Source organism: Acinetobacter lwoffii (genome assembly GCF_024129855.1).
In the GTDB taxonomy this organism is placed as follows: domain Bacteria; phylum Pseudomonadota; class Gammaproteobacteria; order Pseudomonadales; family Moraxellaceae; genus Acinetobacter; species Acinetobacter lwoffii_L.
This window is the reverse complement of the sequence record NZ_JAMXXC010000003.1, coordinates 214,917-228,641: the sequence shown is the minus strand read 5'-3', so window position 1 is coordinate 228,641 and position 13,725 is coordinate 214,917. Positions and strand designations below refer to the sequence as shown.

The 13,725-nt window shown below is 45.0% G+C and carries 12 protein-coding genes and 1 pseudogene; 6 read left to right on the top strand and 7 right to left on the bottom strand.

The genetic code is table 11. The features are described from left to right. Window positions 1-5 precede the first annotated feature (5 nt). The 5 genes from rplW to NI465_RS04575 form a co-directional block, all read right to left on the bottom strand. On the bottom strand, window positions 6-326 hold the full coding sequence (gene rplW / locus NI465_RS04595) for a 50S ribosomal protein L23 (RefSeq protein ID WP_004281510.1): 321 nt from the start codon (window positions 324-326) through the stop codon (window positions 6-8). After that, window positions 323-925 (bottom strand): 50S ribosomal protein L4, encoded by a 603-nt coding sequence (rplD, locus tag NI465_RS04590; protein ID WP_004281511.1) that lies wholly within the window; start codon window positions 923-925, stop codon window positions 323-325. Before rplD ends, rplW begins: the two co-directional genes overlap by 4 nt. Window positions 926-936: 11 nt before the next feature. After that, window positions 937-1,575 (bottom strand): 50S ribosomal protein L3, encoded by a 639-nt coding sequence (gene rplC / locus NI465_RS04585; RefSeq protein WP_253144458.1) that lies wholly within the window; start codon window positions 1,573-1,575, stop codon window positions 937-939. 60 nt (window positions 1,576-1,635) lie between these two features. Then, a complete protein-coding gene (gene rpsJ / locus NI465_RS04580) occupies window positions 1,636-1,947 on the bottom strand; it encodes a 30S ribosomal protein S10 (protein ID WP_000070912.1) in 312 nt (103 codons plus the stop codon). A gap of 273 nt (window positions 1,948-2,220) precedes the next feature. Next, window positions 2,221-2,955, bottom strand: coding sequence for a type 1 glutamine amidotransferase (locus NI465_RS04575; RefSeq protein ID WP_224216269.1), 735 nt, complete (start codon window positions 2,953-2,955; stop codon window positions 2,221-2,223). 163 nt (window positions 2,956-3,118) lie between these two features. On the opposite strand from NI465_RS04575, the gene NI465_RS04570 reads away from it, so the two are divergent. From NI465_RS04570 to yihA, 5 genes and pseudogenes are all read left to right on the top strand, one after another. Continuing rightward, a complete protein-coding gene (locus NI465_RS04570; protein ID WP_253144457.1) occupies window positions 3,119-4,321 on the top strand; it encodes a PLP-dependent transferase in 1,203 nt (400 codons plus the stop codon). 18 nt (window positions 4,322-4,339) lie between these two features. Beyond that, on the top strand, window positions 4,340-5,890 hold the full coding sequence (locus NI465_RS04565) for a helicase HerA-like domain-containing protein (protein WP_253144456.1): 1,551 nt from the start codon (window positions 4,340-4,342) through the stop codon (window positions 5,888-5,890). Window positions 5,891-6,043: 153 nt separating this feature from the next. After that, the gene (locus NI465_RS04560; protein ID WP_004281516.1) at window positions 6,044-6,805 is read left to right on the top strand and encodes a globin domain-containing protein; all 762 of its coding nucleotides are present in this window, start codon (window positions 6,044-6,046) and stop codon (window positions 6,803-6,805) included. A 97-nt stretch (window positions 6,806-6,902) separates the two neighbouring features. Beyond that, on the top strand, window positions 6,903-7,343 hold the full coding sequence (locus tag NI465_RS04555) for an RrF2 family transcriptional regulator (RefSeq protein WP_253144455.1): 441 nt from the start codon (window positions 6,903-6,905) through the stop codon (window positions 7,341-7,343). Window positions 7,344-7,448: 105 nt separating this feature from the next. Next, a pseudogene (yihA, locus tag NI465_RS04550) lies at window positions 7,449-8,225 on the top strand (ribosome biogenesis GTP-binding protein YihA/YsxC); the annotation flags it as partial. Window positions 8,226-8,500: 275 nt separating this feature from the next. On the opposite strand, the gene NI465_RS04545 reads toward yihA, so the two are convergent. Together NI465_RS04545 and NI465_RS04540 are read right to left on the bottom strand one after the other, a co-directional pair. Continuing rightward, window positions 8,501-9,748: a dicarboxylate/amino acid:cation symporter gene (locus NI465_RS04545; RefSeq protein ID WP_035342006.1), complete on the bottom strand. Its 1,248-nt coding sequence runs from the start codon at window positions 9,746-9,748 to the stop codon at window positions 8,501-8,503. 173 nt (window positions 9,749-9,921) lie between these two features. Further along, entirely contained in the window at window positions 9,922-10,794 is an 873-nt protein-coding gene (locus tag NI465_RS04540) for an acyl-CoA thioesterase (RefSeq protein ID WP_004645045.1), read from the bottom strand. 283 nt (window positions 10,795-11,077) lie between these two features. Here NI465_RS04540 and plsB point away from each other — a divergent pair, with 283 nt between their 5' ends. Beyond that, complete coding sequence (plsB, locus tag NI465_RS04535; RefSeq protein WP_253144454.1) at window positions 11,078-13,645, top strand: glycerol-3-phosphate 1-O-acyltransferase PlsB; 2,568 nt, start codon at window positions 11,078-11,080, stop codon at window positions 13,643-13,645. Window positions 13,646-13,725 lie beyond the last annotated feature (80 nt).

The window sequence follows — 13,725 nt, the reverse complement described above, 5'->3', positions numbered from 1 at the left end:
CGTCCTTATTCCGCTGTGCTTTCAGCGGTATCGCCCAAGTCAGCCATTTCAACATCTTGGCCAGCTTTCAGGGTGACGTATGCTTTTTTAACATCAGAACGACGTCCTAATGTTTTACCAAAGCGTTTAGACTTACCTTTAGTGATAGTCGTGTTAACTTTAACAACTTCCACACCAAAGAGTTGTTCCACTGCTTTTTTGATTTCAAGCTTGTTTGCATTTAATGCAACTTTAAACACTTGAACACCAGCAGTTTCACCTAAAACTTGTGCTTTTTCTGAGAATACAGGTCCTTGCAGGACTTGATAGATACGTTCGTTGTTCATCCGAGTTCTACCTCAATTTTCTTAGCAGCAGCTACAGACATAACAACTTTGTCGAACGCAATCAAGCTAACCGGATCGATTGCAGCAGCATCAACCACATCAACGTGTGGAATGTTGCGCGCAGCAAGATACAGGTTCTCATCAACAGCATCAGTAACGATCAATGCGCGAGTCGCATTCAAGTCGTTAAGTTTTGCAAGCAATTCTTTAGTTTTTGGAGCCGCAACAGCAAACTCTTCAACTAAAACTAGGCGATCTTGACGAACAAGTTCAGCCAGGATGCATTGCATAGCACCGCGGTACATTTTACGGTTTACTTTTTGAGACCAGTCTTGTGGACGAGCAGCAAAAGTTTTACCACCGCCAACCCAGATTGGGCTACGAATAGAACCAGCACGAGCGCGGCCAGTACCTTTTTGACGGAATGGCTTGCGACCACCGCCAGAAACGTCTGCACGTGATTTCTGAGCTTTTGAACCTTGACGGCCACCAGCTAAATAAGCTGTAACCACTTGGTGAACAAGAGCTTCATTAAATTCACGACCGAACGCAACTTCTGATAATTCAACAGCAGAGCCGGAAACAGTATTTAAATTCACGTTATTTCCCCTCAGGCCTTGATCGTAGGACGAACGATTACGTCGCCACCAGTAGCACCAGGAACCGCGCCTTTAACAACTAGAACTGAACGTTCTGTGTCGATAGCAACGATCTCAAGACCCTGTGTAGTTACGCGTTCAGCACCTAAATGGCCAGCCATTTTTTTGCCTTTGAATACGCGACCAGGAGTCTGGTTTTGACCAGTAGAACCTAAAACACGGTGAGAAACTGAGTTACCGTGAGTTGCATCTTGCGTACGGAAGTTCCAACGCTTAACACCACCTTGGAAACCTTTACCTTTAGATTGACCAGTTACGTCAACAACTTGACCAACCTGGAACAATTCAACGGTAAGCGTACCACCAACTTCACGACCTTCAAGATCAGCTTCTGAAGCACGGAATTCTTGAACTAGACGACCAGCTGCAACACCCGCTTTCGCAAAGTGGCCTTTCTGAGCGTTAGTTACTCGAGATTCGCGACGTTCACCAGTAGTGATTTGAATCGCTTGATAACCATCAGTTTCAAGCGTTTTGATTTGAGTGATGCGGTTAGGATCAACCTCAATCACTGTAACAGGCACAGAAACACCAGCATCTGTAAAGATACGTGTCATACCGCACTTGCGACCGACTAAACCAATAGCCATGTGCATAAACCTCTAAAAAAGCGGCCTAATTAACTTAGAGTGTTAATTAACCCGAAAGCCTTAACCCAATGCGATCTGAACATCAACACCAGCTGCAAGATCTAACTTCATCAATGCATCTACAGTTTTGTCTGTAGGTTGAACGATGTCGATCAAACGCTTGTAAGTACGGATTTCGTACTGGTCACGCGCGTCTTTGTTTACGTGTGGTGATGTTAAAACGTTAAAACGCTCAATGCGTGTTGGCATTGGAATTGGACCACACACTTGTGCGCCAGTACGTTTTGCGGTTTCTACGATTTCTTGAGCTGATTGATCAATCAGGCGATGATCAAAAGACTTAAGACGGATACGAATTCTCTGGTTAGACATACCAGTAAACTCCAAGCCAAATATATAAAGAATCACTCTTGACGCATCTCACCCCACTTTATGTGGGCAAGTGTCAAGAGCAGTGAAATATCACTAAGGTCATGATCGATGCCACGACTGTAACGATAGTTAACTACTTTATTCGCAGTTAACCCCCTTCCTATTGAAGGGTCGCTTATTATAGCCATTGTTTAATGCATAAGCAAATCTCTTTTATGGTTTTATCCAAGTTTTCAATTTATGACTTATAAACAATAGTTTATTGTTTAAATATTAGGCGGTTTTTGCCAAAACATATTCTATTGCACGATTTAATATCTGATTTCCTTCAATAAATTTTTGCTTCGTGGTTTTTTTTAATTCAAATAAATTTTGCACATATTTTCCTGAAAATTGCGCAAGCTCTTCTTCATTTTCCAAAAACAATGCCAGGGTTTCCGGCGTGATTTCCGGATGAAACTGGAAGCCCAATACATTTCTGCCCAACTGGTACATCTGATTACGACAGGCTTCATTTTCTGCCAGATGGACTGCACCTTTGGGCAATTCAAATGTTTCATTGTGCCATTGTAGAATATTGAACTGCTCCGGCAGGCTAAAATACGTCTCCGGTAGATTCGCCACTCTGTGCACCGTGGTCCACCCCAATTCTTGTTCTGGATTGCGACTAACACCTGCACCCAAAGCATTTGCAATCAACTGCCCGCCCAGACACAGGCCAATTGCCGGTTTGCCATGCGAAAGATAGCGACGCAACCAGCGTTTTTCTATTTTTAACCAAGGGAAATTTGCTTCATCATTCACACTCATGGTTCCCCCCATAATGATCAGCAAATCCACCTCTTCCACTGCAGGCAGCGCCTCGATCTCCAAAGGTCGATCCACAGGTAAAGCAAAAAATTCAGTCGCTGTAATGTGCGCCTGATGCTGCTTTAAAAATTCATAACAACTACCAAAACCTTCACCAGCAATATGCTGAAAATAATGCACTTTTAAATGCGACTTCATGCTCCTCAACCTATTTTTTTAGCTATATAGATTTAGGTTTTGCAAAAATGAAGCCAACTTTTTATAAGACTTGTTGTTTTTAAACAATTCACAACTTAACTGGCAGTGAGTCACAGATTCTCTTAAGCTAGAGTAATATTTGATTACATTTGAGCGCATTCACGTGAAACAAGATTCTCAAACTCGCCTGATTCATGCACCACGAAAGGCTCCTCAATCGATTTCTACCATTCAGCCTCCCCTCTATCGTGCATCGACCATTATCTTTAACAATACCGATGCCCTGTTTAATCGCCATTGGACTGATGACTATGACTATAGTTATGGCACGCATGGCACGCCTACGACCTTTACGCTGGGCGATAACATCGCACAGCTCGAAGGTGGTTTATATCACCTGCTCGCACCGAGTGGTTTATCCGCGATTAATCTCGTGAATTCTTGCTTTTTAAGCCAAGGCGATGAAGTTTGGGTGGCTGACAATATCTATGGTCCAAACATGGAGCATTTACGCAATCTGGAAAAGCGTTATGGAATTACGGTTAAGGTCTACAATCCCATAGAGCTTGATACATTTCAGCCTACAGATAAAGCCAAACTGATCTGGCTCGAGGCTGCTGGCTCAGTCACCTTGGAATTTCCGGATCTGGCTGGTTTAGTGAAAAAAGCTCAGGCACACAATATTCTTACTGCGCTGGATAATACCTGGGGCGCAGGTCTGGCTTTTGATGCCTTTGATTTTAGTGAAGAGCATTTAAGTGTAGATATGACGGTACATGCACTGACCAAATATCCAAGCGGCGGGGGTGATATTCTGATGGGCTCGGTGGTTACGCGAGATAAGGCCCTGCATCACAAACTGTTCCGCGCACATGCCATTCAGGGCATTAGTGTTTCTGGTGATGATGTGGCACAGATACAACGCAGTCTGGCTTCGATGCAACTTCGCTATGAACATCAGTCGAAAAGTGCACTGGCATTAATGACATGGCTTCAACAGCAAGCCGAGTTTGTACAGGTGCTGCATCCTGCTGACCCGGACAGCGCAGGCCATCAGTACTGGAAAGAAATTTGCAAGCAAGGTGATAGTGCCGGCCTGGTCAGCGTGATCTTTGACAGCACATACGTAATGCAGGATATCCGGAATTTCTGTGATAGCTTAAAACTGTTTAAGCTTGGCTTTAGTTGGGGTGGCCCTGTCAGTCTGGTCATGCTATATAACTTAAAAGACATGCGTGTGCTGGAACATTCACACTTAAAAGACGGCTTGCTGGTTCGTTTCTGTATTGGACTGGAATATCCGGAAGATTTGATTCAAGATATTCAGCATGCACTAGAACAAATGAAAAAACTTAAAAACGAATAATAAATAACAGGAAAAGCTATGGGTAGACCAATTGTTATTGCTAAAAAAACTGCGGATACCACACAGGATATTGTGCTGCATTCCCAACTTGCCAATCGACATGGCTTGATTGCAGGTGCCACTGGTACCGGAAAGACTGTGACTTTAAAAGTATTGGCGGAGAGCTTTTCTCGAATTGGTGTACCTGTATTCCTCGCCGATGCCAAAGGCGATGTGTCCAGCCTGGCCAAAGCAGGTGAAAGCAGCCCCAAGTTTGATGAACGGATTAAAAGTCTCAATATCGAGTCCATTCCTTTTGCAGCCTCACCAGTGGTGTTTTGGGATTTATTTGGCGAACAGGGTCATCCGATTCGCACTACCATTTCTGAAATTGGCCCGCTGCTGCTGGCGCAAATACTGAATCTGAATGACACCCAGGAAGGCGTTTTATCTGCCGTGTTTCGGATTGCCGATGATCAAGGTTTATTGCTGATCGACTTTAAAGATCTGAAAGCGATGCTGAGTTATGTCTCTGAGCATGCGGCTGACTTTAAAGCTGAATATGGCAATCTTTCACCCGCCAGTCTCGGTGCGATTCAACGTAATTTGTTAGCACTGGCTGACCAAGGCGGTGACCAGTTTTTTGGCGAGCCGGCGCTGGATCTGATGGACTTTTTGCAGACGGATAGTCAAGGACGTGGCAATATCAATTTGTTGGCGGCTGACAAGCTGATGAATACGCCTAAGCTATATGCCACGTTCTTACTCTGGATGCTCTCCGAGCTGTTTGAACAGCTTCCCGAAGTCGGCGATCTGGACAAACCTAAACTGGTGTTTTTCTTTGATGAAGCCCATCTCTTATTTGATAATGCCAGCCCTGCCCTGCAAGAAAAAATTGAGCAGGTGGTGCGTCTAATTCGCTCGAAAGGTGTAGGGATTTATTTTGTCACGCAAAATCCGTTGGACTTACCTGAAAGTGTATTAGGCCAGCTCGGCAATCGGGTTCAACATGCTTTGCGGGCTTTCACTCCCAAAGATCAAAAAGCAGTGAAAACCGCAGCAGAGACTTTCCGAGCCAATCCTGAATTTAAAGTCGATCAGGTGATTACCGAACTTGCTGTCGGTGAAGCCCTAATTAGCTGCCTGGATGAAAAAGGCATTCCGCAAATAGTAGAGCGTGGCTGGGTCATGCCGCCGCATTCATCCTTTACACCGATCTCGCTTGAAGAACGCAAGGCTCTCATGCAGCAAAGTATTGTCGCCGGTATTTATGAGCAGCCAGTCGATCGGGATAGCGCCCATGAAATGCTGCAAAACAAGGTCGCAGAACGCCAGCAACAGGCTCAGGCCGCCGAACTTGTCAAACAGCAAAGCAAGGAACAGGAAGCTCTTGCCAAGCAGCAAATTAAAGAACAGGAACGTCTGGCACGAGAACAGCAAAAAGAAGCTGAACGCGCAGCCAAGCAACGAGAAAAACTGACTCAGGATATTGTCGGCACCTTTGCCAAAAGTGCTGCCCGTAGCCTGGGCGGGAGTACTGGGCAGAAAATTGTGCGCGGCTTACTGGGTTCGCTGTTTGGCCGCAAATAATCCCGCTCCTTTTCCGATCATCATCACACTTTTTATGGGATATTTTTATATCCCGTAATTTTTTTATGGTTTTATGACTATGCGCTATTGTAAAGCCATTTTAAAAGATGTAATTTAAATACATCTTTTAAAAAACACCTGTAGACGGCTCTCATGACTCCACAACATATTGAACTTGTACAAGCGACTGTTCCTGTTTTACGTGAAAACGGCGTAGCACTTACCACGTATTTCTATAACCGCATGCTGAAAAACCATCCAGAGTTGAAAAACACCTTCAACATGGATCATCAAAGTACTGGCCGTCAACCACGTGCCTTGGCTGCCGCAGTACTTGCCTATGCCGAAAACATTACCAATCCGGGCGTTTTGGCCAAAGCCATCGAACGCATTACCACTAAACATGTCAGCCTGGATATTCAACCGGATCAATATGCGATTGTCGGTGAGAACCTGTTGCACTCGATCAGCGAAGTTTTAGATGTACCCATGGACTCAGACCTGATTGCAGCCTGGAAAGAAGCGTATATGCAACTGGCAGATATTTTGATTGGTGTGGAAAAATCTAAATATGCCACTCTAGCTTCTGAAAATGGTGGCTGGGCGGGCTGGCGCGAATTTGAAGTAGCAGCAGTCAATGATACCGATGCAGGTAAAATCTTTACACTTAAAGCTAAAGATGGTGCAGCGATTGCAAGTGCTGAAGCGGGTGAACATATTTCAGTACGTGTACAGGTGCCTGAACAGCACATTCGTCAACCACAACAGTTTAGCTTTGATCAGGCTCAAAACGAGCAATATCAAATTACTGTGAAAGCGGAAGAAAATCCAACCGCATTCTCGGTTGCACAGACACTGATCGACCACTACAAAGTTGGTGATGTAGTTGAAGTGTCTGCCCCGCTCAAGCTTTAATTACCAAAACGGTTTAGACTAGCATCAGATTCTGATTAAAAGCTCCATTCGTGGAGCTTTTAACATTCAATTCTTTCATTTTCTAGCTGTTGACGTTATGCAACTCAATAAATTCACTGACTATGCGCTTCGGATTCTGATGTATGTCGCACAGCCACGTGATCTCCCCTATACCATTGCAGAACTTGCCGAGCGATTACAGGTTTCACAAAATCATGCCATGAAAATCGTGCATTTTATGGCGAAACAGGAGTGGCTGATTACCACACGTGGTAAAGGTGGCGGCATACGTTTAAATCCGGCCAGCCTGAACCTCCAGCTGGGACAGATTGTGCGGATCCTGCAACGCGACAGCAATGTAGTGGAATGCAATAGCCCACCCTGCGTATTACGTCCGACCTGTGGTTTAAAAGGTATTTTAGATGATGCCGTGGAACAGTTTTATAGCAGTCTGGACCAATATGTGCTTAAAGATGTGATTAGGCCACGAAATGCGCGTTTCAGTACAAATTCTCCGATCAGCCTGATTAATCTTTAAAGTCTCCAGGGTCATGTCTTGTGACTTATTCTTGCGGCAAAGTTCGCTTGCCTGTGCGACTTCCTTTATAATGTTTCATTGTAGATCATTTATTGAAGTTGAGTTATGCACCACAGCAGAGGAAAATCCAAAAACAGTAAGACAGCCCATGCGCCTAAGCAAAAGATCAGCTACGAGAAAAAAGTTGATTCTGCCATTACTGAATATTCTGTGCGCGCACTCAACTGGCTACGCAAAGCCGAATTTTTAATGAGTGCACCCAAACTCAGTCTTTGTGTAGAAGATACTGGCTATGAAATTGCTTTTGCCGGCCGCTCAAATGCGGGTAAGTCCAGTGCGATTAATGCCTTGACCAACCAGAAACAGTTGGCACGTGCATCGAAAAAACCTGGCCGTACCCAGATGATCAACTTTTTCAGCCTGGGCAATCCGGATCAGCGTCTGGTCGACTTACCCGGTTATGGTTATGCGGCTGTGCCTGAAAAAATGAAATTGGTCTGGCAAAAAGAACTGGAAAATTACCTGATTCACCGCCAGAGCTTACAAGGCCTAGTATTGCTGATGGATATCCGCCATCCACTGCAACACTTTGATGTGATGATGCTGGAATGGGCTTATTCCCGCCAGTTGTTCGTGCATGTCTTGTTAACCAAGTCAGATAAACTAAACCGTGGTCCTGCATCCAAAGCCTTGCAGGAAGTCAAAGCGGCATTGAAAAAGATGAAGCTGGATTTCTCGATTCAACTGTTTTCCTCCATGAACAAACAAGGTTTAGAAGAACTGGCCAGTGTCATGGGTGGCCGTTTGAACTTTACCTTAGATCAAGCCTCTGAATATGATCTGGACAGTATTCCGGAAGCATCAGCGCATGATTTAAATGAATCTGATGAACCGCTTGAAGAGCTCGAGCTTAGTGAATCCGATTCGGAGCATGTTGCCGAAGTATCGACACATGATTTAAATGAAGCTGAAGAACCGCTGGAATTACTTGAGCAGGATCAATCCGAGCTTAAAGCGGCAGATGAATTGAATCAGAATAAGCATTCACCGGATTAAGATCCATATCACCGCAATGGTCTGGGATCGTTCTGGATTTATTAAAACTTACCTTATAAAAAAGCAGACCAATGGCCTGCTTTTTTTATTTTTTAAATGTTTTAGCTATCTGTAGCTTGAAGATTGGGTTCACGCGTATGCCGGTCCACCACCACACTGATCATCATATCCCCTTGAACATTCACGACTGTGCGTACGGTATCCAGTAAACGGTCGATCGGTAAAAGAATAGCAATCGCCTCGGCAGGCAAACCGACCGACTGCAAGACCATGATCATGGTCACCATACCGGCACTCGGAATTCCTGGTGCACCTAAGGATGCAATCATCGCCGTGGCGCAGACCACCAGTTGCTGCCCCAGACTCAGATCCAGTCCCATTAAATTGGCAATAAATAATGCTGCTGCCGCTTCATACAGTGCTGTGCCATCCATATTCAACTGTGTACCAAGTGGAATCACAAAGCCTGCAGTATGTGGACGTACCCCTAAATTTTCCTGCGCGCATTTCATCGACAAGGGCATGGTGGCCGAACTGGAACTGGTGGCAAAGGCAGTAATCAAGGCAGCACGTGTGCCTTTAAAGAACGTGACCGGATCCATCTTGCCGAAAATCCACAGCAATAAAGGCAAAACCACGATGCCATGAAAAATCGTCGTACCGGTGACTACCGCAGCGAATTCAGCCAGACGACTGAGAACTGAAACATCTTCAGTGGCAATTAATTTAGCCAATAAGGCAAAAATACCGAGCGGTGCCAGTTTCATCACCCAGCCAATCATCAACATCATGATTTCAAAAAACTGGTGACTCAGCTTGCGCACAGTACGGAATTTATCTCCACCTGCGACTAGTGCTACACCCACAAATAAGGCAAAGACTACCACCGCCAAGACATTCCCATCGGCAAATGCTTTAAACGGATTGATCAGGGTATTCTGAATAAAGTTGGTAAAGAAAGAAGATGGCGTAAGCGTATCCGGTGTTTGATGTTGCGCCATGGCATCCTGGAACATCAGCACATCAACACCCTTACCGACATTAAACAAATGCGCACACGCCAGCCCCAAAATGAGTGCTAAGGTAGTGGTGGTCACACAGCACATCAGGGTAATTTTCCAGGTGCGGCTTAGCTGCCCACCCGCCTGCAGATTGGATACGCCGACCACGATCGAGCTAAAAATCAGCGGCACTAACAGCATTTTTAACAAGCCAATAAAAATACTGCTGACGATGCCGATGCCATATAAGCTGATATCAAAAAATGAGGTCTGCGGAAATATCGTCAATAGAAATCCAAACAGCACCCCCAATACGGCGGCAATTAAAATTTGCGTATTTAAGCTCATCTTTTCATGCATTTTTAATATTGATCTTAAGCCGCACTATGCCATGCAGTGTCTATAGAATCGAGTAATATTTTATAAACGCATGGTTGAAGCATGGCATCAAATGGCCTTTTTCATCCGGCTTAAAAACAAAAAACCCAATCTAGGATTCGGCTTTTTGACAGACTACAAACTTATTGTGTTTCGATTTCACGTAAGCGGATCAGACCTTCCTGAGAGGTACTGCAGACCAGCTCGCCGTTCTGCCACATCCGGCCAAAATTCAGGCCGCGCGAACTGGCGCTTTGGGTGGCATCCATATCGTAAAGCATCCACTCATCCGCACGGAACGGTTTATGGAAGTACATGGCATGGTCAATACTGGCACATTGCAAACTTGGCGAGATATAGCTCAGACCATGTGGACGAAGCGCTGTGGTCATCAAGGTAAAATCAGAATAGAAAGCAGCAATAGCCTGATGCAAGGAGATCTGATCGACTTCTGCAGCAATACGGTCATGCGTACGGATATAGTGCGCATAAGACGGTGCTTCAGGTTGAGGCTGGAATGGATTTTGCGGATTGACCGGACGAATTTCCACATGACGATCACGAGTGAAAGATGCACGGACATTTTCCGGAATAAACTCAATAATCTGTTTGATCAGTTCCGCTTCATTTTTCAGGCTTTCTGCCGGTGGATATTCAGGCTCTGAAATCTGGTAATTTAGCCCTTCTTCCTGATGCGCGAAAGACACCATACACATGAAAATGGTACGGCCATGCTGAATAGCGCGCACCTGACGGCTGACAAAGCTCTTGCCGTCACGGATACGATCCACTTCATAAATAATTGGTGCATTGACATCCCCGCCAAACAGAAAATAGGCATGTAATGAATGTGCTGGACGGTCTGTGGTATAAGATGCGGCGCGTAGTGCCTGCCCTAAAACCTGCCCACCGAACACGCGCTTGCCCACCAGATTCCGGCTGATTCCCCGGAAAATGTTTTCTTCTAACTTTTCTAAGCTGAGCAGCTCGACCAGTTCCTGTGTTAAGGCATTCATAAGCAACCTATCTAATATTGGAGATATCCCAAAATGGAAAAAAGGATCTAAATAATTGATCTGGAATATTCTGCCACAAAATCAGACCGAAACTCTAAAGTTTGCATGACTGTTCTGTCATACTGATGTCATAAGTGACTAGGAAAAGCACCTGCTTTCACGCTAAAATTGAAGCACTTCTGTTGAAGTTGTTAAAAAAAGATATATTGTTTCGCTTTAGAAACCCGCAAAATAAATTCCCTCAGAAGTCCTGTGGTTTTGGTCAGTAAAATTAGGAGCAGCTATGTCCAAGAATGGCTTTGGTCAAATGTATCGCAAGCTTTCAAGTAAGTTACTTGATCTTGTGGTTACCCCTCATGTTCTTGGGGAAGTACCAAGTGAAGTGACAGCACCTGAATCTGATCAGACTACAGCAGAATCGCAAAAGCTGGTCTGCTACGTTTTACAGAACCATTCACGTAGTAATGCGCTCGTGGTCGATGCAGAAACACGCCGCTTAAAATTACCGGCTGCACTTGATCCAATGCAACTCGGAAACAACAAGGAAAAAGCATCGGTACTGTTTTTACAGCATCATGATGAAAATAATTTGCTGAGCTCACCACCCCATGCTTTCCCGCCGCGCCTGTTACGCCTGATTGAAATTCTGGAACAGCATCCTGAGCTGGATGTCGAACTGGTACCGGTAACAGTACTTTGGGGACGCGAACCCGAGAAAGAAGATTCTTGGTTTAAGCTTTTATTTACCGATACCTGGTCTACGCCAAGCCGGGTCAAGCAACTGGTCAATATCGGCCTGCATGGTCGCCAGTCTTATTTAGAGTTCCATGAACCACAGTCTTTACGCACCTTGATTAACTTTGCCAAAGAGACGCATCCAAATTCAGCGCCGGCCACCTATATTGTCAGCACTTTAAATGATTACCTGGATGGTCAGCGTGAAGTCATTCTCGGGCCGGATTTGTCTGACCGCCGTAATGTGATGCATGGCCTAATCAAGTCACCAGATGTACAGGCGGCGATTCGCAATGACAGTATTCGCAGCAAAATCTCGATGCTGGAATCTGAACGTCGTGCCATTGGCTATCTGAACGAAATCGTTTCCGATTATTCTCACTCGACTGTACGCTTTGCCGACAAAGCACTGACCCGCTTATGGACGCAACTGTATGACGGCGTGGAAGTGCATAACTTCAGTACCGTGCGTGAATTGGCCAAGGATTATGAAATTGTCTATACCCCATGTCACCGCAGTCACATTGACTATTTATTATTGTCTTATGTGATCTATCGCCGTGGCTTGATGGTGCCGTATATTGCTGCGGGCGATAATCTCAATATGCCTTTTGTCGGTCAGATTTTACGTGGTGGTGGCGCTTTCTTTATTCGCCGTACTTTCCGCGGCAATGCCCTGTATACCACGGTGTTCAAAGAATATCTGTATAGCGTCCTGTCACGTAATACCCCGCTGGAATACTTTATTGAAGGCGGCCGTTCACGCACCGGTCGTTTGCTTCCGCCAAAAACCGGGATGCTGGCGATGACCGTACATGGTCATTTACGTGGCAAATCTAAACCGATTGTGTTTTTGCCAACCTATATTGGCTATGAACGCCTGATGGAAGGTGGCACTTATGTCGGTGAAATGAGTGGCAAGCCAAAAGAAGCTGAGTCTATTTTTGGTATTTTGAAAACCCTGCGCAAGATTGAACGCATTTTTGGCAAGGTGCACCTGAACTTCGGTAACCCAGTGTTTCTGGATGATATTCTGAAACAGCATGGCGCAGAACATATCAAGATCGAAAAGAATGATGATCCGATTCCACAAGCCGTTTCTGATGCAGTGAATAGCTCGGCACAGGCCATTCTGGAAAATATCAACAGTGCGGTCGTGATCAATCCAGTATCGTTATTGTCTTTAATCTTGCTGGCTACGCCGAAACATACGCTGGATGAAGAGATCTGTATCAAGCAGCTAGATACCTATCGCACCTTGCTAGCTGCCTTGCCTTATGATGAGCGCATGCAGGTGACGCCACTTTCTGGCAAGGAAATTATTGCCTATGCGATGAAGCTGAAACTGATCAAGCGGGTCAAGCATGTACTGGGAGATATTATTGCGATTGAAGATAATCAGGCAGTTCTGCTGACGTATTTCCGTAATAATATTGTGCACACTTTTGTGCTGCCATCTTTGATTGCAGCCCTAGTTGAACATAACGGTACCATTCGTCGTCATGATGTCGTGAATATCAGCAGTACCCTGTACCCATTCCTCAAAGCTGAACTGTTTTTAAAATGGCATGAAGATGAGATTCAGGATCAGGTGAATGCGCATATTGACAGCTTAATTGCCTCAAAACTGATTACACAAGATGGTGAAAACCTGATTGCACCTGCACCAAATACAGAAGCACATCATCAGCTTGAAGTTCTAGCTGCACCAGTAACCCAAAGTCTGGAACGTTACTACATGACTTTGGCACTGATTACCCAGCGTGGTTCTGGCAATATTTCGACCCGTCAGGTCGAAGAGCTGAGTTATCTGGTGGGACAGCGCCTGTCTGTGCTATATGAGTTCAACTCACCTGAGTTCTTCGACAAAGCCCTATTCCAGAGCTTTATTAAAGTCTTAACCCAAAAAGGTTATCTGTGTACCAATGAAGACAATGCGATTGTCTTTGATGAGCAGCTAACCAATGTGGCTCAATATGCAGATTTGGTACTGGATGAAGTGAAGCTACAAATGCTGCACCACATCACCGACTTTACGGATGAAGAACTGAAAGAAGCTTTGGATGCAGTTGCGGCTGAACAAGCCAAGAAACGCGCGAAGCGGAAGAAGAAGTAAGATTAAATTAAATAAAAAAGAGAGGCTAAGGCCTCTCTTTTTTATTTAAGAGTTTATAAGAAGTAAAAACTGGGAAGCTA